This window comes from Chimaeribacter californicus, from assembly GCF_002858675.1.
In the GTDB taxonomy this organism is placed as follows: Bacteria; Pseudomonadota; Gammaproteobacteria; order Enterobacterales; family Enterobacteriaceae; genus Chimaeribacter; species Chimaeribacter californicus.
This window is the reverse complement of record NZ_PJZF01000018.1, coordinates 58,301-83,758: the sequence shown is the minus strand read 5'-3', so window position 1 is coordinate 83,758 and position 25,458 is coordinate 58,301. Positions and strand designations below refer to the sequence as shown.

General features: G+C 60.6%; 24 protein-coding genes. 12 read left to right on the top strand and 12 right to left on the bottom strand.

The genetic code is table 11. From position 1 onward, the window contains the following. The first annotated feature begins 76 nt into the window (after positions 1 to 76). Both CYR55_RS17805 and CYR55_RS17800 read left to right on the top strand, forming a co-directional pair. The gene (locus CYR55_RS17805; RefSeq protein ID WP_101817705.1) at positions 77 to 1,678 is read left to right on the top strand and encodes an inorganic phosphate transporter; all 1,602 of its coding nucleotides are present in this window, start codon (positions 77 to 79) and stop codon (positions 1,676 to 1,678) included. Positions 1,679 to 1,968: 290 nt separating this feature from the next. Continuing rightward, positions 1,969 to 2,448 carry a hypothetical protein gene (locus CYR55_RS17800; protein WP_241522182.1) on the top strand — a complete coding sequence of 160 codons (480 nt, stop codon included), beginning with the start codon at positions 1,969 to 1,971 and terminating at the stop codon, positions 2,446 to 2,448. Between the two features lie 44 nt (positions 2,449 to 2,492). On the opposite strand, the gene CYR55_RS17795 is transcribed toward CYR55_RS17800, so the two are convergent. Beyond that, positions 2,493 to 3,257 (bottom strand): MerR family transcriptional regulator, encoded by a 765-nt coding sequence (locus CYR55_RS17795; RefSeq protein WP_101817704.1) that lies wholly within the window; start codon positions 3,255 to 3,257, stop codon positions 2,493 to 2,495. Positions 3,258 to 3,488: 231 nt separating this feature from the next. Between CYR55_RS17795 and CYR55_RS17790 the strand changes: the two genes are divergently transcribed. The 5 genes from CYR55_RS17790 (at position 3,489) to dinG (ending at position 8,180) form a co-directional block, all read left to right on the top strand. Further along, positions 3,489 to 4,049, top strand: a complete 561-nt coding sequence (locus tag CYR55_RS17790; protein ID WP_101817703.1) for a helix-turn-helix domain-containing protein — start codon at positions 3,489 to 3,491, stop codon at positions 4,047 to 4,049. Positions 4,050 to 4,061: 12 nt separating this feature from the next. After that, positions 4,062 to 4,610: a GNAT family N-acetyltransferase gene (locus CYR55_RS17785; RefSeq protein WP_101817702.1), complete on the top strand. Its 549-nt coding sequence runs from the start codon at positions 4,062 to 4,064 to the stop codon at positions 4,608 to 4,610. Positions 4,611 to 4,735: 125 nt separating this feature from the next. After that, complete coding sequence (locus CYR55_RS17780; RefSeq protein ID WP_101817701.1) at positions 4,736 to 5,215, top strand: GNAT family N-acetyltransferase; 480 nt, start codon at positions 4,736 to 4,738, stop codon at positions 5,213 to 5,215. Positions 5,216 to 5,290: 75 nt separating this feature from the next. After that, positions 5,291 to 5,923: a glutathione S-transferase family protein gene (locus CYR55_RS17775; RefSeq protein WP_101817700.1), complete on the top strand. Its 633-nt coding sequence runs from the start codon at positions 5,291 to 5,293 to the stop codon at positions 5,921 to 5,923. 79 nt (positions 5,924 to 6,002) lie between these two features. Then, positions 6,003 to 8,180, top strand: coding sequence for an ATP-dependent DNA helicase DinG (dinG, locus tag CYR55_RS17770; protein WP_101817699.1), 2,178 nt, complete (start codon positions 6,003 to 6,005; stop codon positions 8,178 to 8,180). Positions 8,181 to 8,209: 29 nt separating this feature from the next. Here dinG and CYR55_RS17765 read toward each other — a convergent pair whose 3' ends face one another. Genes CYR55_RS17765 through CYR55_RS17745 form a run of 5 tightly spaced genes read right to left on the bottom strand, consistent with a single transcriptional unit; the run spans position 8,210 to position 13,452 of the window. Beyond that, positions 8,210 to 9,253 carry a fimbrial protein gene (locus tag CYR55_RS17765; RefSeq protein WP_165699620.1) on the bottom strand — a complete coding sequence of 348 codons (1,044 nt, stop codon included), beginning with the start codon at positions 9,251 to 9,253 and terminating at the stop codon, positions 8,210 to 8,212. 55 nt (positions 9,254 to 9,308) lie between these two features. Continuing rightward, positions 9,309 to 11,882 carry a fimbria/pilus outer membrane usher protein gene (locus CYR55_RS17760; RefSeq protein ID WP_101817697.1) on the bottom strand — a complete coding sequence of 858 codons (2,574 nt, stop codon included), beginning with the start codon at positions 11,880 to 11,882 and terminating at the stop codon, positions 9,309 to 9,311. Between the two features lie 46 nt (positions 11,883 to 11,928). After that, positions 11,929 to 12,621 carry a fimbrial biogenesis chaperone gene (locus CYR55_RS17755; RefSeq protein ID WP_101817696.1) on the bottom strand — a complete coding sequence of 231 codons (693 nt, stop codon included), beginning with the start codon at positions 12,619 to 12,621 and terminating at the stop codon, positions 11,929 to 11,931. A gap of 39 nt (positions 12,622 to 12,660) precedes the next feature. Continuing rightward, the gene (locus CYR55_RS17750; RefSeq protein WP_101817695.1) at positions 12,661 to 12,867 is read right to left on the bottom strand and encodes a hypothetical protein; all 207 of its coding nucleotides are present in this window, start codon (positions 12,865 to 12,867) and stop codon (positions 12,661 to 12,663) included. 60 nt (positions 12,868 to 12,927) lie between these two features. Then, positions 12,928 to 13,452, bottom strand: coding sequence for a fimbrial protein (locus CYR55_RS17745; RefSeq protein ID WP_101817694.1), 525 nt, complete (start codon positions 13,450 to 13,452; stop codon positions 12,928 to 12,930). A gap of 410 nt (positions 13,453 to 13,862) precedes the next feature. Between CYR55_RS17745 and ybiB the strand changes: the two genes are divergently transcribed. Beyond that, positions 13,863 to 14,825, top strand: a complete 963-nt coding sequence (gene ybiB / locus CYR55_RS17740; RefSeq protein WP_101817693.1) for a DNA-binding protein YbiB — start codon at positions 13,863 to 13,865, stop codon at positions 14,823 to 14,825. A 29-nt stretch (positions 14,826 to 14,854) separates the two neighbouring features. Here ybiB and CYR55_RS24005 read toward each other — a convergent pair whose 3' ends face one another. Further along, positions 14,855 to 15,202: an alkylphosphonate utilization protein gene (locus CYR55_RS24005; RefSeq protein ID WP_241522181.1), complete on the bottom strand. Its 348-nt coding sequence runs from the start codon at positions 15,200 to 15,202 to the stop codon at positions 14,855 to 14,857. Positions 15,203 to 15,222: 20 nt separating this feature from the next. Between CYR55_RS24005 and CYR55_RS17730 the strand changes: the two genes are divergently transcribed. Next, positions 15,223 to 17,073: a M3 family metallopeptidase gene (locus CYR55_RS17730; RefSeq protein WP_101817692.1), complete on the top strand. Its 1,851-nt coding sequence runs from the start codon at positions 15,223 to 15,225 to the stop codon at positions 17,071 to 17,073. A 1,085-nt stretch (positions 17,074 to 18,158) separates the two neighbouring features. On the opposite strand, the gene CYR55_RS17725 is transcribed toward CYR55_RS17730, so the two are convergent. Then, positions 18,159 to 18,803, bottom strand: coding sequence for a flavin reductase family protein (locus tag CYR55_RS17725; protein ID WP_101817691.1), 645 nt, complete (start codon positions 18,801 to 18,803; stop codon positions 18,159 to 18,161). A 159-nt stretch (positions 18,804 to 18,962) separates the two neighbouring features. Here CYR55_RS17725 and rlmF point away from each other — a divergent pair, with 159 nt between their 5' ends. Continuing rightward, complete coding sequence (gene rlmF / locus CYR55_RS17720) at positions 18,963 to 19,931, top strand: 23S rRNA (adenine(1618)-N(6))-methyltransferase RlmF (RefSeq protein ID WP_101817690.1); 969 nt, start codon at positions 18,963 to 18,965, stop codon at positions 19,929 to 19,931. A gap of 48 nt (positions 19,932 to 19,979) precedes the next feature. Here the strand turns inward: rlmF and glnQ are convergent, their stop codons facing one another. The 4 genes from glnQ to CYR55_RS17700 form a co-directional block, all read right to left on the bottom strand. After that, positions 19,980 to 20,702: a glutamine ABC transporter ATP-binding protein GlnQ gene (glnQ, locus tag CYR55_RS17715; protein WP_101817689.1), complete on the bottom strand. Its 723-nt coding sequence runs from the start codon at positions 20,700 to 20,702 to the stop codon at positions 19,980 to 19,982. Beyond that, positions 20,699 to 21,355, bottom strand: coding sequence for a glutamine ABC transporter permease GlnP (gene glnP / locus CYR55_RS17710; RefSeq protein WP_101817688.1), 657 nt, complete (start codon positions 21,353 to 21,355; stop codon positions 20,699 to 20,701). The genes glnQ and glnP overlap by 4 nt, the downstream gene beginning before the upstream one ends. A 62-nt stretch (positions 21,356 to 21,417) precedes the next feature. Beyond that, positions 21,418 to 22,170 carry a glutamine ABC transporter substrate-binding protein GlnH gene (glnH, locus tag CYR55_RS17705; RefSeq protein ID WP_101817687.1) on the bottom strand — a complete coding sequence of 251 codons (753 nt, stop codon included), beginning with the start codon at positions 22,168 to 22,170 and terminating at the stop codon, positions 21,418 to 21,420. A 376-nt stretch (positions 22,171 to 22,546) separates the two neighbouring features. Next, on the bottom strand, positions 22,547 to 22,813 hold the full coding sequence (locus CYR55_RS17700; protein WP_101817686.1) for a DksA/TraR family C4-type zinc finger protein: 267 nt from the start codon (positions 22,811 to 22,813) through the stop codon (positions 22,547 to 22,549). A gap of 377 nt (positions 22,814 to 23,190) precedes the next feature. Between CYR55_RS17700 and CYR55_RS17695 the strand changes: the two genes are divergently transcribed. Both CYR55_RS17695 and CYR55_RS17690 read left to right on the top strand, forming a co-directional pair. Beyond that, positions 23,191 to 24,174 (top strand): KpsF/GutQ family sugar-phosphate isomerase, encoded by a 984-nt coding sequence (locus CYR55_RS17695; RefSeq protein WP_101817685.1) that lies wholly within the window; start codon positions 23,191 to 23,193, stop codon positions 24,172 to 24,174. Between the two features lie 118 nt (positions 24,175 to 24,292). After that, positions 24,293 to 25,453, top strand: a complete 1,161-nt coding sequence (locus CYR55_RS17690; RefSeq protein WP_420912738.1) for a capsule biosynthesis protein — start codon at positions 24,293 to 24,295, stop codon at positions 25,451 to 25,453. Positions 25,454 to 25,458: the final 5 nt, after the last annotated feature.

The window sequence follows — 25,458 nt, the reverse complement described above, 5'->3', positions numbered from 1 at the left end:
GGGTTCATGCCTTTGTCACAGTCCGCCGGTAACACTCACTGGGATCCGCCCTTAACGTCCCTTAGCGAGGCAGCCCATGAGCGAGAAAAGCATCATCCCCCCGGCCGTGATGGATTCGCGCCCCGACCTGACCGGCAAAAATAACCGGTTTACCCCGCTGTTTATTATCCTGGCGGCCCTGTGCGGGCTGGCCTTTGCCGGGGCCAACCTGTTCAGCGATGTCGCGGACGCCGGGCAGAACGTCACCAGCTATGTGCCGTTCCTGCTGCTCGGGCTGGCGCTGGTGATTGCGCTCGGCTTTGAGTTCGTCAATGGCTTCCACGACACGGCCAACGCCGTGGCGACCGTGATCTACACCCATTCCCTGACACCGGGGGTGGCGATCCTCTGGTCGGGGCTGTGCAATTTCAGCGGCGTGATGCTCTCCAGCGGGGTAGTGGCGTTCGGCATTATCTCCCTGCTGCCGGTGGATCTGATTTTGCAGGCCAGCTCCGGCCACGGCTTCGCGATGATCTACGCGCTGCTGTTCTCCGCGATTATCTGGAACCTCGGCACCTGGTACCTGGGGCTGCCGTCGTCGTCGTCCCATACGCTGATCGGCTCGATCATCGGGGTCGGCGTGGCGAATGCCCTTGACCACGGCCGCAGCGGGCTGGATGGGGTGAACTGGGATCAGGCGCTGAACGTCGCTTATGCGCTGCTGCTGTCGCCGGTGGTGGGCTTTGTCTGCGCCGCCGGGCTGCTGTTGCTGATGAAAAAGGTGATCCGCAACCGCCAGCTCTATGTCTCGCCGGAAGGCAAACGGCCGCCGCCGCCGTGGATCCGCGGGCTGCTGATCCTGACCTGTACCGGCGTCTCGTTTGCCCACGGCTCAAACGACGGCCAGAAAGGCATGGGGCTGATTATGCTGATTCTGGTGGGCACCATGCCGATCGTCTATGCGCTGAACCGTTCCGTTCCGCCGGAGCAGATCCCGCGCGTAGCGGCGCTGTCGCAGGTCACGGAGCAGCAGTTGCTGAACGGCCAGCCGGCCGCGCTGAGCGTGCCGCCGCGTGACGTGCTGATCCAGTTTGTCAGCGCCGGTGAGAACACGCCGCAGGTGCTGCCAGCGCTGAGCATGACGCTGCATAACATCGCCACACAGATCAAACAGTACGGCTCGATGGATCGCATCCCGGCGCAGTTGGTGGCAAACACCCGTAATGATATGTACCTGGCGTCGGAAAGCATCAAGGCGCTGAAAACCCACGAGATCGCCTTACCGGCCGAGACGCAGAACAACCTCGATGCAATGAAACGGGAGCTGGATAACGCCACGCGCTTTATTCCGCTGTGGGTGAAAGTAGTAGTCGCGCTGGCGCTGGGGCTGGGCACCATGGTCGGCTGGCGGCGTATCGTGATCACCGTCGGGGAGCGGATCGGGAAAAACCACCTGAGCTATGCGCAGGGCGCGAGTGCAGAGCTGGTGGCGATGGTGACCATCGGCGCGGCGGACGGCTTCGGGCTGCCGGTCTCGACCACCCACGTGCTCTCTTCCGGCGTGGCCGGTACCATGGCCGCCAACCGCTCCGGCCTGCAAATGGCGACCCTGCGCAACCTGCTGATCGCCTGGGTGCTGACCCTGCCGGTGTCGATCCTGATCTCCGCACTGCTCTATATGCTGTTTATCCGGCTGTAGGGCAGGGGCAAACCGGCTTTTCCCTCTCTTCCTCTCCTCTCTCACCTGCGATGGATCGCAGGTGAACCTCACAAAAAAAAGTAAAAACCCCTGAAAAACACGGCAAGTTGCGAAAGATCAATCTGTTTTCCCTTAATTCCCTGAAAAGTAAGAGCAACGCTATGTTGAAAAAGGAAAATAGGATGAGCTGGGAATATTCACAGAGTACGGGTGTACCTGACCCTGCTGTAAAACAGAGTGCGCCCATGAAACGCCTGCTTCCTGCACGTTATTTTATGGAAATTTGGTTTATGGCAATGTGCTTTATGGTACTCCCGGTGAGAGCCGCTGACCTGACGCCGCAACAGCTGACCCAACAGATTACGGCACAAGGGCCGGAGGCGGTGATCGCCACGCTCTATGCGCATAATGAGCATCAATGGCGCAGGGTCATGGAGGAGATAGGAAAAGGGGAGAGCGACTGGTTAAACGTCGCCTCACGCCTCGCGCCGGGCAGTGATGCGGATTCTGCTGAGTCCCTGGCGACTGCCGTCGCCACGGCAATCCCGCATAATCCTGCCGGGGTGCTGGCGATTCTGGATGATAATGCGCCGCCGCTGAACACCCGTGACGTCTGCGGGCTGCCTTTTTATACCCTCTCAGAACCCCAGTTGGATCACTATATCGTGGCGGCTATCCGGGCGCTGTATAAGGTCGCGGGCAGTAAGGCGTGTATTGATACCCTGGTCAATGTTATCGGGCAGTCCGACGGATTCAACGGAGACAATTAACGCCGTTACGCCCGGCATGCAAACCGGTTTACCCCCGGCCACTCTCAGGAGGGGGTGTGCTCAAGCAGGACGGCGCTGCCCATCAGCTCAATCTCCAGATTCTGCGCCTGCCAGTCGGCCAGCTGCTGTTGCTGCTGGCGGCTGAGCCGCCCTTCGGCCCACAGCACCACATGGTGCGCGTTCAGGGCATCGAGCTGCGGGGTGACCAGCACGTCCGCCAATACATCCACCCGTGCGCCGGCTTCGCTGCGCTTGATCCCTTCCAGCCAAAGATCCGCCTGATCGGCACGCCCCCAGCCGATGATCAGCAGTGGTTCCCCCGGCGTTTTACGGCCTGCCGCCAGGCAAAAGGCCGCGTACTCAATCACCATGCCGTCCAGCAGGCTGCGCAACGTCAGCAGCGGTGCGCCGTGGCTCGCCAGCCGCGCGCGCAACGGGCGCAGCACGTTGTCCACCAACTGGGCGGCCGGGTATTCACGGCCATACTCTTTCAGTAACTGGCGAAAACGGTTGAGGTTCACTTTTTGTAAGGCCGCCAGCAGGTCATCGGTGAGTTTTACCCAGCTGTCAGTGGCCTCTTCCGGTTTACTTTCCCCTTCCAGCAGCGCCCGTACCTGGCCCACCGGCACACCGCGCTCAATCCAGCTCAGAATGGTATGGATGCGTGCCAGATCGTCGTCATCAAACAGCCGGTGCCCGCCTTCTGTGCGCTTGGGTTTAAGTAACCCATATCTTCGCTGCCAGGCGCGTAACGTGACGGGATTGATCCCGCAAAGGGCGGCAACTTCGCCGATGCTGTAACGTCTCATCTTTGCCCCCTGGTATTTTAAAATGCAAGAATGTTCGAAATAATAATGAGAGATGTTATCAAATATGCACGGTTAAGACAGTGGCAGAGTTGTTTTGTTTGGTAAAAAAACCGCAAAGTACAAATGGTCAAATTTTGGCGAAGGGTTGATCTGGCCCGTCCAGAATGGCCTGCTTGCGCTTTTCTCATATAAGAGATAACTTCTCATAATTGAGAAAAACAGAGAGCAGAGATGGACGATAATCAGGATCGCCTGCTGGCACAACGGCTGGTTCAGCTGCGTACCGCCAGGCAATGGTCACTTGACCAATTGGCCCAGCAGACCGGCATCAGCCGGGCCACGCTGTCCCGTATTGAACGGGCGGAAACCAGCCCGACCGCCACGCTGCTCGGCAAACTGGCGCAGACGTTCGGCATGACCATGTCACAGCTGCTGCGCGAGATTGAAGAGTCGCCGCCGGAGCTGCTGACCCGGGCAAACCAGCCGGTGTGGCACGACCTGGAAACCGGCTTCGAGCGCCGCTCCGTCTCGCCGCCTACCCAGGGGTTCCGCGCAGAGCTGATAGAAGGGCGGCTGCGTGCCGGGGCGTCGATTCATTATGAGAACGCGCCGGTGGCCGGGATGCAGCAGCAGATCTGGCTGCTGGCGGGCGCGCTGGAATACAGCCTGGGCGACCGCACCTGGCTCCTGGCACCGGGCGACTGCCTGCGCTTTCTGCTCAACGGCCCCTCCCATTTTTACGCGCCCGGCCCCGCCGACGCGCACTACGCCATCGTTATCTGCCGAACCTGACCGGAGCCCACCATGACACCTGATGTTCACTATACTGTTACCCCGGAATTGAATGCTGAAGACCTGCATGCCCTGGCGCAGGTTTTGCACGCCTGTGTGGAACATAACGCCAGCGTTGGTTTTGTGCAGCCCTTCAGCCTGGAGGCTGCGGCCGCGTTCTGGCAGGGGCAGGCGGCCTCCGTGGCGGCCGGGGAGCGTATTCTGCTGCTGGCGCGCGCGCAGGGGCGGGTGGTCGGCACGGTGCAGCTGGTGCCGGCCGGGATGCCGAACGGCCGCCACCGGGCGGACGTCGCCAAGCTGCTGGTGCACCCCGATGCCCGGCGGCAGGGCATTGCGCGGTCGCTGATGGTGCAGGTGGAGCAGGAGGCCCGCGCTCGCGGTAAACGCCTGCTGGTGCTGGACACCCGCAGCGGTGACGCGGCGGAGCAGCTTTATCTGTCGCTCGGTTACCGGGTCAGCGGGCAGATCCCAGGCTATGTCTTATCCCCCCGCGGCCACGGCCCGGAACCGGTCTGGGAACCGACTACCGTGATGTTTAAAGCGTTAGCGGATGATGTTTAAAGCGCAGGCGGGATGATGTTTAACGCGCTGGAAGGCTAAAAAATGCGCACTTAATACGTGCTGATAAATAACTGCCTACCGCGCCGGTGAGGTGATGCTTACCGGCCTCAATATGGAGACGCAGGATGAATGAACAGGCCATCACCGTGCGACGCGCCGCGGCAGAGGGCGCGGATGCACAAAGGCTGATGGAGGAGCTGTCAGACTCGCTGCTCACCATCACCGGCAGCAGCGGGCGCGCCACCTTTGATGCAGAGCAGATGCAGCAACCCGGCTGCTGTTTTGTGCTGGCGTATGATCCCCACGGCAACCCGGTGGGCTGCGGCGCGTTCCGGCCGCTGGATCAGGGCATTGCAGAGGTGAAGCGGGTGTATGCCCGGCGCAGCACGCACGGCGTCGGCTCTGCGGTGCTGCGCTACCTGGAAGCCGAAGCCGCCCGGCTCGGCTACCGGCAGATCTGGCTCGAAACCCGGCTGGTGAACCTGACGGCGGTACGTTTTTACCTGGCGCACGGCTACCAGGAGATCGCCGCCTACGGCGATTACATCGGCAAGGCGGATGCGGTCTGTCTGGGGAAAAAGCTCGGCGACCTGCCGGAAGGGTGAGCGCGCACGGCCTGACGCGGGGCATTTTGGTCTACAGTTAGGCAAGGACCCAGCCCGTGACACAGGAGGTATACCATGAGCGGAACCTATACGCTGTTTGGCCGTAAAGGCTGCGGATCGGCCATTGTGGCCGCCGCGTTGAAACTGACCCGGCTCCCCTACCACTATCAGGAGGTGGACGAAGCGGACTGCCCGGAATATGACCGGCTGCTGAAACTTAACCCCCTGGGGCAGGTGCCGGTGCTGCTGCTGCCGGACGGCACTGTGATGACTGAAACCGCCGCGATCCTGGTGCTGCTGCACCTGCGCTGGCCGCTGGCGGGGCTGATCCCCTCCAGTGAGGGCGGCCACCTGCCGGTGTTCCTGCGCTGGATCATGGTGATTAACGCCCAGATCTACCCCTCCTTTACCTACGGCGACCAGCCGGAAAAGTGGCTGCCGGGCGTTGATAACCCGAAAGTGCTGACAGACACCACCGATGGCCTGCGCAAAAAACTCTGGCTGCAGATTGAGGCCGCCGCCGATGCCAACGGCCCGTGGTTCTTTGGTGCGACCTTCTGCGCGCTCGACATCTATATCGCGGTGATGCACCACTGGCGGCCGGGGCCGGTATGGTTTGCCGAATACGCGCCGCGCCTGGAGGCGATTGCCAAAAACGTGGCCCGCCACCCCCGGCTGGAGACGCTGTTCCGCGAACAATTTAGCTGACCGATCGCTGCCCACGGGCTGACGTGCGCGCCGGTCTGTGGGAGAATAGCGCCAAACCCTGTATAGATAACCAGATGCTATGGCGCTCACCCCCGCACTTAAAACCCAGATTGGCCAGTGGTACAAGGCCCTGCAAGACCAAATCCCCGATTTCATTCCCCGTGCGCCGCAGCGCCAGATGATCGCTGACGTCGCCAAAACCCTCTCCGGCGATGACAGCCGTCATCTGGTGATCGAAGCGCCTACCGGCGTCGGCAAAACCCTCTCGTACCTGATCCCGGGCATCGCAGTCAGCCGTGCCGAAGGCAAGCCGCTGGTGGTCAGCACCGCCAACGTGGCGTTGCAGGACCAGATCTACAGCAAAGATCTGCCGCTGCTGAAGAAGATCATCCCTGACCTGAAATTCACCGGTGCCTTTGGCCGCCGACGCTACGTCTGCCCGCGCAATCTGGCAGCGCTCAGCAGTGACGAGGCGGCGCAGGGCGATCTCGGGCTGTTTCTGGATGATGAACTCGCCCCGGCCAGCGGCGAGGAGCACGCCCTGTGCGTCAAACTCGGCAAGGCACTGACCAGCCACGCCTGGGACGGCCTGCGCGACCACTACGCCCAGACCATCCAGGACCCGCTATGGGCGAAACTCAGCACCGACAAGGTCAACTGCCTGGGGCGCAACTGCCACTATGTGCGCGACTGCCCTTACTTTATCGCCCGCAAGGAGATTGAGAGCGCCGATGTGGTGGTCGCCAACCATGCGCTGGTGATGGCGGCGCTGGAGTCGGAGTCGGTGCTGCCGCCGGCCAAGGATCTGCTGCTGGTGCTGGACGAAGGCCACCACCTGCCGGAGGTGGCGCGTGATGCGCTGGAGATGGCGGGCGAGATCGGCGCGGTCTCCGCCAACCTGCAACTGGAGAACCTGTTCCGCCAGATGGAGGTCTGCATCAGCCATTTCCCGCCGAAAAGCCCGCCACCGCTGGCGAACCTCGAGCGGCTGAAAACCCACTGCGAAGAGCTGCGGGAGCTTCAGGCGCAGGTGGAGCGCGAACTCGCCGCGTACCTGCCGCCGGATGTGGTGGAGGCGGAGCACCGTTTTGAGATGGGCGCACTGCCGGCGGCGCTGCCGGAAACCTGCGCCCGGCTGTTCAAGCTCACCGACGCCCTGCGCGGGCTGACGGAGTCTATGCAGAGCGATCTCAGCGAAAAGACCGGCAAACATGACGTGGTGCGGCTGCACCGCACCCTGTTGCAGATGAACCGCGCCTTCGGCTATTTCGAGGCGATGAGCAAATTGTGGCGGCTGGCGGCGCTGGAGCAGTCCTCCAACGCGCCGATCAGCAAATGGGTGACGCGCACCCAGCGCGACAATGTGGCGCACCTGTCGCTGCACTGCGTCGGCATTCGCGTCAGCGATCAGCTGGAGAAGATGCTGTGGCGCAAGGTGCCGCACGTGGTGGTGACTTCTGCCACGCTGCGCTCGCTCAACAGTTTCGCCCGCTTGCAGGAGCTGAGCGGCCTGAGTGAGAAGGCCGGTGACCGCTTCGTGACGCTGGACTCGCCGTTCAACCATATCGATCAGGGGCGGCTGGTGATCCCGCAGATGCGCCACGAGCCGCTGATGGCGCACGAGGCGGAGCATCTGGCGGAGATGGCGCACTTTTTCCGCGCCCAGGTGGCAGAGAAAAAGCACAAGGGGATGCTGGTGCTGTTTGCCAGCAACCGGGCGATGCAGACCTTTTTAAGCCATGTGCAGGATTTACGGCTGATGCTGCTGGTGCAGGGTGACCAGCCGCGCTACCGGCTGGTGGAGACGCACCGCAAAAAAGTGGAGGCGGGGAGCCAGAGCGTGCTGGTGGGGCTGCAATCCTTTGCCGAGGGGCTGGATCTCAAGGGCGATTTGCTGACGCAGGTACACATCCATAAAATCGCCTTCCCGCCGGTGGACAGCCCGGTGATCGTCACCGAGGGCGAGTGGCTGAAATCGCTGAAGCGCTACCCATTCGAGGTGCAGAGCCTGCCGAGCGCCTCGTTTAACCTGATCCAGCAGGTCGGGCGGTTGATCCGCAGCCATCAATGCACCGGCGAGATCGTGATTTATGACCGCCGCCTGTTGAGCAAAAGCTACGGCGCGCGCTTGCTGGCGGCGCTGCCGGTGTTCCCGATCCACCAGCCGCCGATGCCGGAGGGCGCGCCGCCTGCGCCGGTGGCCGCGCCTGCCGCCAAAAAAACCGAGAAAACCTTCCGCCGCCGCACCCGCCGCTGAAGTCACTGGATCTCCAGAGCGAGAATGCCTCATTGGATCTCAACCTGTATGATCGCCGAGGCGCTGAAAGGGCCGCTGGCCGGGGCGTTGCCGGTGGTATTAACCGGCCAGGCGTACAGCAATTGCTGGCCGGTTTGATACTCTAGATCGCCATAACTGAGCGATAAGGAGACCTGGCCGCCGTTGATGTCAAACGGCTTCATGTTGTCGTCTGTGACCTGCACGCCGATATCCGGGTTGGAGGTTTGCAACAGGCCGGGCAACGCCGTGCTCTCCTTGCCGTAAAAGGTCAGCTCCAGCTGCATGGTCTCCACGATGTTATTGCAGACATACTCCAGCATAATCGGCTGGGGCGTATAGTTCGCGGGCATTGCCCCCCGGGTGCGGATGTCGGCGCTGCGGATCTGGCCGAGATCGACGTTAATCACCTCGCCATCACCGATGCGGCAGGTTTGCGGCACGACCACCCGGCCATAGACCCAAATCTCATCAATCGGCGTAGCGCTGTAACCGCCCTGTGTTCCCCAGCGGGCATAAACTGACATGATTTTGGTGCGCGGAATAATGAGCTGGCCGGTAAAGCCCTCCGTCACATAAAGTGACACTAACCCGGTATTGCCGACCTCAACGACGGGGCTGTGGTAGAGGCCGTCACTGCCGCAGGCATAGGTTCCGCCATCGGAGACATCCTCAAACGGGGCGGGGATGGGATTATCGCCGTTAATCCCCAGCTTGAGGCCAACCTGTAACCAGGGATCCAGCACATAATAGGTCAGGCTGCCGTCGCTATAGCCGGGCGGCAAAGCGCTCACGCTCCTGAAATAGAGCGCGGCGCTGCCCTCTTCACAGGTGCAATCCATAGGAAACCGATCCGACAGATAGTAGCTGATCACATCCGGCAATACCTGCCCGGCGGTGTTGTGGCTGGTGTCGATCTCATCTTTATCCAACTGGAACGTATAGTGCGCCGGGCCGCCAAGCGTGGTACAGCCGCCCGCCCATGCCAACTGGCCGTATAACAGCCCGGTGCTCCACAGACCCACCAGTAATAGCAAACACGTGATACGCTTCATCGTTCCCTCCCGGCGGTCGCCGTTCATGAAATGCACAATTCTTAAGTGGGAGTCATCAGCGGCAGGCCGCCTGTACGCTGCGCACCGGTGCGCCCTGATCCTCGTGTGGCAGGGTGAGGCGCGCGCGGCACATCTGTTGCGCCCCGTTACCCCATTTCACCACGATCTCCGCCTCCGGCGGCACGCCGCTCAGGTAGAGCTCGCCGCCGTCGCCGACTATGCCGGTCACCGACGGGTCACCGGCCAGTGTCGCCACTGCGCCGAACGGCAGCGGCCGGCCGTCCCGCATCAGGGTCACCACCACCCGGTAGCCGAGGTGGGTGGCAAACTCTGCCAGCACCACCGCCCCTTTGGTCGGCACCACGGTTTGCGTCGCCATCGGCAGGTCGGTGTTCTCCGGCAGGGTGGTGGTGTCCAGCACCAGCCGGTTCTCGCGGTAAGGGGCGAGATAGGGCGCCACCAGGTAGCCGCGTGGGTCGGTATGCACCCCGATGTTATTCCTGATTTTCACCCCGCCCGCGCCCGGCGTGTGCACCAGCGCCAGCGTCTCGCCCACCGGCTGGCCGAGGGCGGCTCCGTAAGGCGTGGCGACCGCGCTGCCCTGCAGGCGGTAGTTCGCCCGGCTGCCGCTGCTGTCATAGTTGTAACCCAGCCCGGCCTCCCCATAGGTACTGCGGTAATCCACCGTCGCCAGCCCGGAACTGCCGCCGTACTGGTTGTCATAGCCCGCCTGCAGGGTGTAGCTCAGGTTGCCGTCCTCCAGCGCGCTGCCGTTCAGCCCCACCTGCTGGCTGTGGTGGCGGGCGGCGTCAGTGGTGGCGGAATAGGAGGCGTACGCCCCCGGCAGCCAGCCGTCGAGCGGCACCTGCACTGTCAGCGAGAATTGCCGGTCATCGGTCTGGCGGTTGTCGTTATCGTCGTCATCGTCGTCCGGCGAGGAGACGCTCTGCACCCAGGCATAGGAGAGGCTCAGCGAAATGCGCCGGAAAGTGGTGCTGTAGCCGACGTTCAGGTTGCGCTCATACCCGCCGGTGCCCCAGTACTGTTGCTGATAGGCAGAGAGATAGAGGCTGCCGCCCCCTTTGCCCAGCGGCTGGTTCAGGTTTACCTGCAGGCGGCTGCGGCGGTTGTGGCTGCTCAGCCAGCCGCCGTCATCGTTCTGGCGATCGTGGATATCCGCCGCGTCAGCAAAGGTGAAATAGCCCTGGGAGGCGTAGCGGGTGGCGGCCAGGGTCAGCGAGGTGTTAGTGAGCTCGACGACTTTGTTGTATTGCAGGCGGAACGCCGCGCCGCGCTGGGGCTCGCGGGTGAAGCGGGCGGGCAGGGTGGTGCGTGCCTGCGCAGCATCCAGGGAGACTGACCCGGCATAGCCCAGCCCGAGGCCGACGCCCAGCAGCGCCGACTGGTAATCCTCCGCCACCAGCAGGCCGCCGTAGCCGGTCACCGCATGGGGAAAGCCGTAGCGCAGCGTCACCTGGCCAAAACCCGGCCGGTAGTTGCCGTAGTTGGAGCGGTAGGCACCGGCCACCCCCTCATAGTTCAGCCGCCCCTCGCGCTGCATCATCGGCACCGCCGCAAACGCCTGGGTAAAATGCTGCTCGCTGCCATCCGCTTCGGTAACCGTCACCGCCAGCGTGCCGCCGCTGCTGGTGGGGTAGAGGTCATCAATCACAAACGCGCCGGGCGGCACGTAGCGCTGGTCAATCACATTGCCGTTCTGCCGGATGGTCACCCGCGCATTACTGCGGGCGATGCCGCGCACCACCGGCGCAAAGCCGCGGCGGCTGTCGGGCAGCATGTCATCGGCAGAGGCGAGCAGCAGGCCGCGGAACGGCACGCTGTCGAAAATATCGGACGAGGTCGCGCCGTCGCCTATCACCAGCGCACTTTGCAGCGCCGGAACATCCCGTTGCAGCCAGGTGCGCAGCGTGTCCCAGCGGCGGCGGTAGCTGCCGTCGTCGCTGCTTTCGCTGTCCGTCATGTAGGTGGAGTAGTTGCGCAGCCGCCACGCGCCCCAGTTCGCACCTGAGAGCAGGTTCAGGTAGTAGCTGTTGGCCGGAGGCGCGCCGCTTTCCCGGGAGGTGGCTTTCTGGCCGGTGACGTTGTAGTTGGCCAGCAGCGCCGGCACGCCGTTGTCCCAGCGCTCCGGCGGTACGGTGCCGCGGGCGGTATTGCGCAGCGCCACCTGCGGCACCGAGAGGGTAAGCCGCTGCCGGGCGAAATCAAACTGGGTGGACGCATCCGGGATATAGTCCGCCAGCGGGGCGACCGGCGTGTCGGGCGGCAGGTCGCGCAGCAGCGGCAGCCCGGCCACATTGACCCCGAGTTCAGCCAGCTCCGCCGGGGTAAACTGCGGCTCCAGCCGGTTGCCGATGCGCACAAAAGTGACGTCACGCGTGGCCTGATGGGTGAGGTTCAGCACGATATCCACATGGTAACTGCCCGGCAGCTGCCCACCCGGTGTGTCAAACTGGCTGAGGTCAACCGGCTGTTGGGTGGGGTTATCGATGTCAAACGCCCGCGGGTCAAAGTAGCCTTCGGCGCGCCCCTCCGCCGCGAACAGGGAGAGGGCGAACAGCCATAAAACAGGTGCGGGCCGGGGCGTGCGGCCGGTAAGTGATGATGGCATGTCGCTGTCCCTAGCCGGAAACCCGGCAACGCGATGGGGTACCTCATTAATGGCGGCTGAGTGTCTGTTTTTGTACCGGTGTGCTGCTGCCGTAATCGGTGATCACGCTCCAGCTTATCTGCCCGGCCGCCCCGGCCGGCAGGGGGTAATCGTGCCGGGCGAAGGGCGCGAGCGTCAGGGCGGCCAGCGAGGCCTGGACCGGTTTGCCGTCTGCACTGATCTGCTTCAGGTTCACGTAGTACGGAGTCGGGTTCTGGGCGGAAAGCGTATTGCCGCGCACGGTAAAGGTGAGTTGCCGCCACGCCTCCTCCGCACCCTTCGCCAGCGCCGCCGGGCGGTAGAAGAGTTTCAGCCGGGTTTTCACCGTCAGGTGCAGCATATTGGCCTCGCTGTTGCTTTTCTCCAGTTGCGGCACGGATTTGATATTCAGCCAGTAGAGGGTTTCCCGGTCTTGCGGCAGGCCGCTGCGGGTCAGCACAATGCGCAGCACATTCTCCTGGCCGGGGTCGAGGCGGAACAGCGGCGGCGTCACCAGAAACGGGGCTTTCTCCCCGTTTTCCCCCTCCACCCAGCTCTGGATTAGGTAGGGGCGCTCCTGCTCCGGGTTACTCACATTCAACGAGGTTTCTTTATTATTTCCGGCAAAAACCACCCGTGTGCCGCCAATGATTACCCCGGCCTGAAGCGGCAGGCAAATAATCATCAGCAGAGCAGCGAAGACGCGGAATAATGGCTTCATGCGGCACGGCCCATAACGTGTTAAATATCTAAAGTGTAGTCAGGAAATAGCGCGCTGCCATCTGAGGGGGAATGCATTAAAAAAGTTACTTAGTGCAGGCTGGCTGATAATAGCCCCGGGAATAACCGGCGGGAAATAAATAAAAAACAGCGGCGCAACCGGATAGGCCGCGCCGGAATGGTAACCGGTATTAATGTCCTGAAAAAAATGAACCCGGTTAAAAAGAAAAACAGGCGTATCCTTCACCAGGTATTTCCTTATTTGCTCTTAAATCATCACGGTTTTGTGATCGTGGCCATGCTTTTATTACGGGTAAACCATGGTGAACTGCGCAGTACTGTTGGCGGCACCCGGGGTGACGGCATCGGCCGTGGACATATAGCTGGCGTAGAAGGTCAGCGTGTTGGTACCGGCTTCAATCGGGTATTGCATGGAGTTTTCACCCAGCTTGATGTGCTGCTCTTCACGGTCGGAGAACTCAATCGCCACGCCGGCGGCAGCCAGCGCGCCGCCTTCAATCTCCAGCAGTTCGGTATTGGCCGAATCGGCCGGGCCATCAAATTTCACTTCAACGTTGCCGGCATCCGGGCAGGCAGAGAGCCCGATATTAAATTGCGTGGCCGCCGCCTTTTTGCCGGTCGCCCCGCTCAGGGACGCGGCAGACACCGCGCCCATATCGACGTTCTGGGTGGCGGTATCCACAGTGCAGGCGGAATCGGTGATACTGCCGGTGAAATTAATGGTACCGTCAGACGCCTGGGTGCAGTGGGAAATAAACAGCGCGCCGGCAATCAGTGTGATTGCTGCGAAATGTGACCTGGTATTTTTCATGATAAATTCTCGTGAGGTAATGGATAAGTGATATTACGGGCAGTAAACCCGCTGGTTAACGAAATAACAGGAAACGCCGGATGGCTCGCTATTTCCGGTGATGCATGTGTATTCGGCTTTATTACCCTGCGTAATGTCATTTCTGGTACGTATATAATCACCTTGTGAATGATTGATCGAGTTATCTATATTTAATCTTTATTTAATTGATCATAAAGTGATCTAAAAAGGTGGGTATTCAATTAATTAGCGCGCAATTAATATCGCTTCTTTCTATTTTTTTCATTCTGTTTACCTTCCGGTTACCGCTATTGGCGGCATCGCGCACCCCCCGGCAGCGGGTTAAGACGATTTGCCGGAGGAGGAAGCTGCGTTATGCTAACCGCCAGGCATGCAGTGAGGACAGGGCAATGGACTACACAAAAATTATTAAAGAAGTGGGGCGCGGCAAAAACCATGCGCGCGATCTCGACCGGGAAACCGCGCAGGCGCTCTACCGGCAGATGCTGGCCGGTGAGGTGCCGGAGCTGGAGCTGGGCGCGGTGCTGATTGCGCTGCGCATCAAGGGCGAAGCGGAAGAGGAGATGCTGGGGTTCTATCAGGCCATGGCGGAGCGGGTGATGACGCTGGAGGCCCCGGCCGGCAAACCGCTGCCGGTGGTGATCCCGAGCTATAACGGTGCGCGCAGGCAAGCCAACCTGACGCCGCTGCTGGCGCTGCTGCTCAGCCGCCTCGGGCTGCCGGTGGTGGTGCATGGCGTGAGTGAGGATCGTTCCCGCGTCACCAGCGCTGAGATCTTCAGCGCGCTGGGCATCGCGCCGGCCGCGTCACAGGCAGAGGCACAACAGCAGCTGGAGCAGGGCGGGCAGCCGTTGTTCATTCCGGTGTCACTGCTCTGCCCGCCGCTGGAAAAACAGCTCGATCTGCGCTGGCGGATGGGGGTCCGCAACAGCGCCCACACGCTGGCCAAACTGGCGACGCCGTTTGCCGGTGATGCGCTGCGGCTCTCCAGCGTGTCTCACCCGGAGTACATCGAGCGCGTGGGGGCCTTCTTCCGGCAGATCAACGGCCGGGCGCTGCTGATGCAGGGCACGGAAGGGGAGACCTATGCCAACCCGCTGCGCGCCACGCCGCTTTACCTGATTCACCAGGGCACCATGCAGACGCTGACGGAGCGGCAGGAGTACAGCGAGGCCGACTTACCGGCGGATAAGAGCATTGAGGTCACGGCGCGCTGGACGGAGCGCTGCCTGGCGGGGGAGGTGGCGGTGCCGCAGGCGCTGCGCACCCAACTGGCGGCTTGCCTGCTGGCGACCGGCGAGGCAGCGGATCTGGCGGCGGCCACCGCACGGGTGGACGCCCTGCTCCGCTGAGCATGCCTCCCCGGTGCAGGCCGGGGAGGTCAGACTTTTTTCAGGAAACAGGTTTTCAGCACCAGCCCTTTAATCTTGTCTGACCGGCACTCGATCTCATCAGCGTTGTTGGTCAGGCGGATATTTTTCACCACCGTGCCGCGCTTCAGCGTGGTGGAGGTGCCTTTCACTTTCAGGTCTTTAATCAGCTGCACCGCGTCACCCTCGTTCAGCAGGGTACCGTTACTGTCTTTCACATCCATTACGTGTTTCTCTTTGCCATTATTGCGGGGCGCGGAGTATACCCACTTTTCCCCGGCTTGCCCTGACGCCAGATCAATCTTTATGCCGCATTCAACCCGGCCGCCGCCGGTGGTAGACTGAAACGTGAATTTCATCACCGACCAGGAAGGCAGGCATGCAACAGGCATCCGAGTATTTCAATGCATTGAATCACGATTACCTCGCCGTGCATCAGGCGAAAGAGGAGTTGTTCTGGCAGAACTACATGGGCACCGGCGCTGAGGATGTAGCGGAGAAGTTCGCTGCGGCGGAGAGCGCCTATAAGCGTTTTATCGCCAACCCGGCGCATATGTGCGAACTGCGTGCGCTGATTGCGCAGGTGGAGCAGCAGCCGGACAGTGACGATCGGGCGGCACTGCTGCACGGCCTGCGCGGCTGGCAGCGTTTTTTTGAAAGCAACGCGATTGAAGACCCGGCCGCCCAGGCGCTGATGGATGAGATTATCCAGGCGGAAGGCGCGCTCTACAGCCGCCGTAAAACCCTGCGGTTGACCCACCAGACCGCGCCGGGCCGCGAGGCTGAGGCGTCACTGGGCGAGTTGCTGACCAACCAAGCCACCAATGACGATGAAAATTGCCGCCGCAGCTCCCAGCAGGCGCTGCGCGGTCTGGAGCAGTGGCTGCTGGTGAACGGCCTGCCGGAGCTGGTGACGCTGCGTAACCGCTTCGCCCGCCGGATGGGGTTCCGTAACTATTTCGACTACAAAGTTAACCTGACCGAGCGCATGACGCCCGAGGCGCTGTTCGCCATCCTTGACCGCTTCGAGCAGGAGACGCGCGAGGCCAACGCCCGCAGCCTGCAACAGCTGGCCAGCAACAAGGGGCCGGAGGCGCTGGACGCCTGGAACATCCGCTACGCCAGCGCCGGTGACGTTACCCGCCAGCTCGACCCTTATTTCCCGTTCTCGCAGTCGTTACAGCGCTGGGTGGAGAGTTTTAAACGGCTGCATATCGGGTTCCGGGGGGCGCAGATGCAGCTCGACTTGCTGGTGCGGCGCGGCAAGTATGAGAACGGTTTTATGCACGGCCCGGTGCCGGCGTTTTACGACCAGGGCAAATGGGTACCGGCCCGGCTCAACTTCACCAGCCTGGCGCAGCCCGACCAGGTCGGCAGCGGGGCATCCGGCCTGAATACGCTGTTCCACGAAGGCGGCCATGCGGCGCATTTCGCCAACATTACCCAGAACGCGCCCTGTTTTTCGCAGGAGTTCGCACCGACATCGATGGCCTACGCCGAAACCCAGTCGATGTTCTGTGACAGCCTGCTGGATGACGCCGACTGGCTGAAGCGTTATGCGCTGGACAAAAACGGCGAGCCGGTGCCGGACGCGCTGATCCACGCGGGCATTGAGGCGCGCCAGCCGATGCGCGCCTTTAACGAGCGCCATATTCTGCTGGTACCGTACTTTGAGTGGTCGCTCTACCAGATGGCCGAAGCGGATCTGACGCCGGAGGCCATCACGCAGCTGGCGCGCGAGACGGAGCAGCGCATTCTGGGCGTAGACAGCCCGCGCCCGACGCTGGCGATCCCGCATTTGCTGTCGATGGAGTCCGCCTGTTCTTATCAGGGTTACCTGCTGGCGATGATGGCGGTGGAGCAGACGCGCCACTTCTTCCTGCAACGTGACGGTTACCTGACGGATAACCCGGCCATCGGCCCCGATCTGGCGGCGCACTACTGGCAGCCGGGCAACAGCGTCAGCCATAACGACACGCTGCTGAGCCTGACCGGCGAGGGCTTCAACCCGGACTATCTGGCGCAGGCCTGCAACCAGACGGCCGAGCAGGCGTGGCAACAGGCGCAGGTGACGATTGTGTCTGCGGCGACCCGCCCGCAGCCCCCGGCGGATTTCGATCTGAACGCGGCGATCCGGATTGTGGATGGGGAGAGGGTGATTGCGGATAACCGTGATGGGGATGAGGGGATGTGTGCGGATTTCGCGGAGTATATCCGCGGGCATTATTAAGATTTGGTTTTGAGTTTTGAGTTTTAATTGGTGAGGTGGAAGGTTTCGGTTGTTCATGTGTATTTGTCTACCTGAGCCGCCGAGCCTCAACCGAGCAGGGCGCGCCAGTGCGCTCGCCCTGCACCCGCGCACTTTCGGTGATCCGGCAGAATTATTGGCCGCTCCCGCGGGTATATTCGCCCCATCCCTGGGGCTCACCCCTTCGGGGCAACGCTTCGCGTTGTTCAAATTGGCTCCCGGCCAATTTGTCCCTCCAGCGTCCTCCGGGCTTATCGGGCCGGGACAGACACGCTCCCGGCGTGGCTGTCCCTTTCGCACACATCCCTGTGTGCTCACCCGGCCCTGCGTCCTCGTCGGCAATAATTTAATGCCCCCACCAGACTGCAAATTCTTGGCTATGTAAGGAAAGAGTCGATAAGTTCTTTTTAGGTTTTGAAGCAGACACAAAAATCGCTGCCACATGAAAATGCAGAGCGTTAAGAGCATACATAATGCCTAAAAACCTCCTCCTACTATTTCCTCACAGACTCATTGATTTGCAGAAGTGGTGGGGGCGTAAAAATCATTGCCGGGTAGAGCCGCAGAGCCGGGTGAGCACACCGACCATCCAAAAAACCTCCTCCTACTATTTCCTCACATACTCATTGATTTGCAGAAGTGGTGGGGGCGTAAAAATCATTGCCGAGTGAAGCCGCAGGGCCGGGCGAGCACACAGGGATGTGTGCGAGAGCCGCAGCCACGCTGGGAGCGTGTCTGCGGCGGCCCGATCAGCCCGGAGGCGAAATGAGGGGACACGCGAGAGCGTGCAATGATTCAGCCGGATCACCAAAAAGTGCGCGGGTGCAGGGCGAGCGCACTGGCGCGCCCTGCTCGGTTGAGGCTCGGCGGCTCAGGTAGACAAATACACATGAACAACCGAAACATGCCACTTTAAGATCAATGACCGCAGCGGAGCCGCAGAAAGAGTGCAGGCGTTTGCCAACGCAACAAACCTCGATCAAAAAGAACAAGTCCACCGCACATGAACAACCGAAACATGCCACTTCACGCCCGGTGGCGGCAGCGGAGCCGCAGGCAGGCCAACGTTACCGGGCATCCGGCCGGACAAGATCAAACCTCTGATCCTCCGAAATCCCGTAATAGGCGCTCGGCCCACCCGCCCGCAATACCGGCTCCGCGCGTGACGTCTGGTAAATGCCGTCTTCCAGCAGCGTGCGGTCAATATGCACCGCCACCACTTCCCCCAGCACCAGCCAGGAATCCAGCTTCCGGCCATCCGCGCCCTCGAGCTGGATCAGCTGCGACAGCTTGCACTCGAAATTCACCGGGCTTTCCAGCACCCGGCAGGCGGCGACCTGGCGGCCGCGTACCGGCGTCAGCCCGGCGCGCGCGAACTCATCCTCGCCGTTCGGCAGGCTGGCGGAGGTCTCGTTCATCTGCACCGCCAGGGAACGCGTCGCCAGATTCCACACAAACTCCCCGGTGGCGCGGATATTCGCCACGCTGTCTTTCCAGCCGGTGCTGGAAAAACCAATAATCGGCGGCCGGTAGTTAAAACAGTTAAAGAAACTGTACGGGGCCAGATTGCGCTGGCCGTCCGCATTCAGCGACGAAATCCAGCCAATCGGCCGTGGGCCGACAATCGCATTGAGCGGGTCGTGCGGCAGGCCGTGCCCGGCGGCGGGTTCATAGTAGTAACGATCGTCGTTATAACGGTTCTCTTCAGTCATGACATACCTGCTTGTTTAATGGCGTGATCCTTAACGTTAGCCCCCGGACAGGGGGTTCGTCCAGAGGGAGAATGTGCGCTGCCCGCGCCGATGCGGCCACTGGCCGTGGGCAGAATGTGCTATCGTATGCCGCAGAAAATGTCGTGAGAGAGCCTTCAGGTGCAAAAAAAGAAAACCTTCCCGCAGGAAAAAAGCGGACTTCATGCGCGTAACCGCCACCGCAGCCGCTACGATTTCCCGGCGCTTATCGCCACCAGCCCGGAGCTGGCCGCCTTTGTGGCGGAGAACGCCTGGGGCGACCTGTCCGTGGACTTCGCCGACCCGGCCGCTGTCAAGGCGCTGAACCGCGCGCTGTTGCGCCACTTCTACCAGATCGCGGAGTGGGACATCCCGGAAGGCTACCTCTGCCCGCCGATCCCCGGCCGGGCCGACTACCTGCACCACCTGGCCGACCTGCTCGCCTCCTGCAACCGCGGCGAGGTGCCGCGCGGCAAAGAGATTACCGTGCTGGATGTCGGCATCGGCGCGAACTGTATCTACCCGATCATCGGTTTGCATGACTACGGCTGGCGCTTCACCGGCAGTGACACCGATGAGGTGGCGCTGGCCTCGGCGAAGAAGATCATCGCGCAGAACCCGCTGCTGACCCACAATGTGCGGTTGCGCCTGCAAAAACAGCCGCAGCAGATCTTCACCAACATCATCAAACCCAACGAGCGTTATGACGCCACCCTCTGCAACCCGCCGTTCCACGCCTCGGCAGAAGAGGCCGCCTCCGGCACCCGCCGCAAGCGCCAGAACCTCGGCCAGGGCAACCCGGACGGCGCACCGCTGCTGAACTTCGGCGGCCAGAGCAATGAACTCTGGTGCGAAGGCGGTGAAGCACTGTTCATCAGCCGGATGGTCAGCGAAAGCCGCAAACTGGCGCAGAACTGCTTCTGGTTTACGTCGCTGGTGTCGAAAAAAGAGACGCTGCCGCTGATCTATCAGGTGCTGGAAGATGCCGGTGCCGTCACGGTACGGACGCTGGAGATGGCGCAGGGGCAGAAGGTGAGCCGCATCATCGCCTGGACGTTCCTGAACGAACGGCAACAGGCCGCCTGGGTCGCGAGCCGCTGGCAGAACTAAACGCGGGGCAGGGCAGGAAAACGGCGGGCAGAACGCCCGCCGGCATACTCAGGAGACGTGTTGCAGGAACTCGCGCAGGCGATCGCTCGGCGGGTTGCTGATCAGGGCATGCGGTTCGCCATCTTCGGCGATGCGGCCCTTGTCGATAAAGATCAGGCGTGAGGCCACTTTCTCGGCGAACCCCACCTCGTGGGTGACGATCACCATCGTCATGCCCTCTTCAGCCAGATCTTTCATCACCGTCAGCACCTCATGGCGCAGCTCCGGGTCAAGCGCCGAGGTCGGCTCATCAAACAGCATCAGCTTCGGTTTTACCGCCAGCGCACGGGCAATCGCCACGCGCTGCTGCTGGCCGCCGGAGAGCTCAGACGGGTAGTGGTGGGCGCGCTCAGAGAGCCCCACTTTGCCCAGCAGCTCTTTCGCCAGTTTCTCGGCATCCGCTTTTTTGGCGCCGCGCACGCGGATCGGCCCGAATGCTACGTTCTCCAGCGCCGTCAGGTGCGGGAACAGGTAAAACTGCTGGAACACCATGCCCGCTTCCTGGCGGATCAGGCGCTCGTCCACTTTCGGGTCGTTGACTTTCAGGCCATCCACCACCAGATCGCCGGAGGTGATCTCTTCCAGCTTGTTGATGCAGCGCAGCAGCGTGGACTTGCCGGAGCCGGACGGCCCGATAATCACCACCACTTCGCCCTGGTTAATCTTCAGGTCAATGTCATGCAGCACCTGGGTTTTGCCGAAGTGCTTGGAGACGTTTTTGAATTCGATCATATGATTTTCAGTTTTCTTTCAAGCCGGCGCAGGATGAAGCTCAGGGCCAGGGTGATAATCAGGTAGATCACCGCCACCGCCGTCCAGATCTCCATGGCGCGGAAGTTCCCGGCGATGATCTCCTGGCCCTGACGGGTCAGTTCAGCCACACCGATCACGATAAACAAAGAGGTATCTTTGATGCTGACAATCCACTGGTTGCCGAGCGGCGGCAACATGCGGCGCAACGCCAGCGGGGCGATCACGTACCGCAGGGTGTCACGTTTTGACAGGCCCAGCGCCAGCCCGGCCTCACGGAAGCCGTTATGGATAGAGAGCACCGCGCCGCGGGTGATCTCCGCGATATAGGCGCCGGAGTTGATGATAATCGTCACCACCGCCGCACTGAACGGGTCGATACGCACCGGGATCATCATCGGCAGGGCGAAGTAGATAAACATCACCTGCACCACGATCGGCGTACCACGGATAAGCTCGATAAACACCAGCGCGATGTGGCTGGAAAGCCAGCCGCCATAGGCACGGGCAAAGCCCGCGATCACGCCGATAATCAGGCCGCCCAGCAACCCCAGGACCGAAATCCACAGGGTCATCTTTGCGCCTTCGAGCAGGATAGGGAGAGCGGGCCAGATGGCGCTCCATTCAAACTGCATGACTCATCTCCTGGAAAAACCGGCAGCGGGTGCTGCCGGGAAACTGCCTGAACGCACGGCCCTTATTTAGGCTCAGTGCCGAACCATTTTTTGTAGATTTCGTTGTAAGTGCCGTTGTCACGCAGGGTTTTCAGCGCACCGTTGACCTTCTCACGCAGGTCGCTGTTTTTCGGGAACGCGATGCCGTACTGCTGGGCTTTGATCGACTCACCCACCGCTTTGAACTGGCCGTGGCCGGCGGTTTTGATGAAGTAGAGGATGTTCGGCGTGTCATGCAGCACCGCATCCGCCCGGCCGGTGGCCAGCTCCATGTAGGCGTTGTCGATGTTCGGGAACTGGCGCAGGTCTTTGGTTTTGATATTGGCTTTCGCGTAATCCACCGAACCGGTGCCGCTCTTCACCGCCACCACTTTCCCGGCCAGATCTTTCTCGCCTGTGATCGCGGTGTTGTCATTTTTCACCATCACCAGCAGGCCGCTGTTGTAGTAGCCGTCAGAGAAGTCGATGGCGTTTTTACGCTCCGGCGTAATGGTGATGCCGGCCAGCGCCACATCAACGTTGTGGGTCTGCAATGCCGGGATGATGCCGCTGAAATCCATCGGCTTCAGGCTGTAGTCCAGCTTGAGCTGTTTGGCGATGGCGTCCCAGAGGTCGATGTCAAAACCGACATATTTATCGCCCTGCTTAAACTCAAACGGAACGAAAGCGGTATCGGTAGCGACAATCAGTTTATCAGCTGCGTGAGCGGAAAACGCGAACGCCAGCGACAGGGCAACCAGCGAACCTTTTGCGTATGAACGTAACAGTGACTTCATGGAAAGTTCCTTATATAAGGCCGGGAGGTGATAGCCAATTCTTATGTTTCACGCCCTGCTATGAAAGAATCGTGCCAACTTTTCGAGTTATTGAAAAACAATAGGATTTCTCGCACTCTGCCCTGAAATAATGCGGCAGAGGCGCATTTGCACCATCAAAGAGCACCAAAAAGGTGCAATTGTTCACTGCTGGTGCGCCTCTACAGGATAAGCGCTGTTTAGCGCGATTAACGTGCGTTTATTAACAATAACGCTTTTAGTTTGCTACTAAACGCTAACTTTCAGGGGCAAAACAGGCAGTAAAACCGCAAAAAGGAGAGGGGGAACGCATAAGGAAGGATAATGAACAGGGGCAGGGGCCGGCGGCCCGGCCCGTTTAACGAAGCTGACTGTCTTTACTGCCGCGGCGGTTATAGCCGGCATGATCCTGCGCCTCTTTGTCCAGCGCCGCCTGGCATTGCACACAGTAACGCACGCCTTTCAGCGCCTGCCGCCGTGCTTCAGGAATCGGCTCGCCGCACTCCTGGCAAAATTTTTCACTGTCGCCGTGCCCCAGCGCCTGCCGGGCGCGCTGCACCGCGTCTTCGACCGTGGAGTCGATTTGATCCTGTACTGCGCCATCCTGCGCCCAACCACTGGCCATAATTACCTCCGATGATAAGCAAAATGAAGTCAGTCTGCCGGCTTCACGCACAGGTGAAATAACGTGCCGGTACCTTAAATTATAGTCGTTAAAGGGGCAGTTTGCCGGGTAAGTAAAATCTTGCTGCGGGCAATTTGCGTTAAGAAAGCGTTAATCCGAATGGTTAAGGTTACACACCCTCATGCCAGGTTACATTTGTTTAAATTTTGTACGTAAAGTAAGAATAATCTTAAATTTATTGTGTTCATTTATGTCATGTGATAAATAGGCTGCGTTTTAGACAAGCCCCCTTTTTTATAGCGTCATTTTACCTGGTCGCGCTATTCCGGCAGCCATGCTGCTTTTACGTCATTTTATTACCGGTTAAGGTTAATCACGTGTCTGATACGCTGTTCTCCACACTTCCCGGCTATTCTGTGCCGCCTGATAATATTGCCTCTATTAAACGAACCCTGAATGAGCAGGCGGATGCCCTGCATACACTGGCAGACCATATTGACCCGGTGCATTACCAGCAGGCGTTGACCTTAATGAGCCAATGTAAGGGGCATGTCATTCTTTCCGGAATGGGAAAATCGGGCCATGTGGGGCGCAAAATATCTGCGACGCTGGCATCCACCGGGACGCCCAGTTTCTTTATTCACCCGGCTGAAGCCTTCCACGGCGATCTGGGGATGATTACGCCTTATGACCTGCTGATCCTGATTTCCGCCAGCGGTGAGACGGACGAAATCCTGAAACTGATCCCGTCGCTGAAAGCCTTTGGCAACCGCATCATCGCCCTGACCAATGTCGGCGGCTCCACGCTGGCGCGCCATGCCGACGCGGTGCTGGAGCTGATGATGGAGAGCGAAAGCTGCCCGAATAACCTCGCCCCGACCACCTCCACCACGCTGACCATGGCGATTGGTGATGCGCTGGCCATCGCCCTGATGCAACAGCGGCAGTTCCAGCCCACTGATTTTGCGCGTTATCACCCCGGTGGCTCGCTCGGCCGCCGCCTGTTGACCCGCGTCGCTGACCTGATGCAGACCACCGTACCGCAGGTACAGGTGTCAGCCACTTTCCGGGAGGTGATTCAGGAGATCACCGGCGGTTGCCAGGGCATGGTGGCGGTGAATGACGCGGCCGGGCGGCTGGTGGGCATCATCACCGACGGTGACCTGCGCCGGGCGCTGGCGAAGTGCAGCGGCCTCGACACCTGCACCGCTCGCGACATCATGACCTCTGACCCGATCACCCTGCCGCAGGACACGATGATCGCGGATGCCGAACGGCTGATGCAGCAGGCGCGCATCTCCGCATTGCTGGTGACCGGCGAAGGGCAGGATGTGGTCGGGCTCATCCGTATTTTTGACTAAAAATTCAGCTAATTACTCGAATAACGCCCATTTTTGCGCGATGCCCCCTGCTTTGTAGGGGGATAACGCGCGTGATAATGGCACCACGCCACGCCCCTTAATAAAATGATGACCTCTCATGTTAATGAATAACGTAAAAGCTGCGGTGCCGGGCCGGCAACTGGCCCGAAGGTTACGGAAGACGCTCAACCTGGCTTTTTTGCATCGCCATCTGGCAAAAATCATCATTATTGCGCCGCTGGCGCTGTTGATTATTTATTTGGTGTTATTTAGCCAGCCCCGCTTTCAAAGTGAATCCACCGTTGCCATTAAACGCTCCGATGATATTAACGGCAGCAGTTTAAACGTCGGCTTATTACTGGGGGCCAGCAATACCAGTTCCGCGGAAGATGCGCTCTATTTAAAAGCCTATATCAATTCGCCGGATATGCTGGCGATCCTGGATAAGCAACTTAATTTCCACCAGGCATTCGGTGCCAGCGGCTGGGATATTTTCTATCACCTGCGCTCGGATCTGCCGCGTGAGCGTTTCCTTGACTATTACCGCAGCCGCATCAGCGTCATTTATGACGATAAAACCGGCTTGCTGACCATCGCCACCGAGGGCTTTACCCCGGAGTTTGCCCAGCGTTTCAACCAGGCGGTGCTGAAGGAGTCAGAGCGTTTCATTAACGAGCTGTCACACCGGATTGCCCGTGACCAGCTGGCCTTCGCTGAGAAAGAGATGCACGAAGCCAGCGGCCGCCTGGACGCGAGCCGCGCAGCGCTGCTGGCCTACCAGAACAGCAACAGCATCCTTGACCCCGGCGCCCAGGCACAGGCCGCGAGCGCCCTGGTGAACACCCTGACCGGGCAGAAAATCCAGATGGAAGCGGAGCTGCGCAACCTGCTGACCTACCTGCGTGAGGATACCCCGCAGGTGGTCAGCGCCCGCAATGCGCTGGCCTCCCTCTCGGCCCAGATTGAGGCGGAGAAAAGTAAAATCACCGCGCCGGACGGCCGCCAGCTCAACACCATGGCGCTGGACTTTGAGGCCATCAAGGCCCGGGTGGCGTTTGACACCGACCTTTACAAGCTCGCGCTCACCTCGATTGAGAAAACCCGCGTCGAAAGCGCGCGCAAGCTGAAGGTGCTGTCAGTGATCAGCTCGCCGCAGATGCCGGAAGAGTCAACCTACCCCAACAGCCCTTATCTGCTCATCAGCCTGCTGCTGATCTGCTGCTTACTCTTCGGCACCATCAAACTGCTGCTGGCAGTGATTGATGACCACCGGGACTAATAACG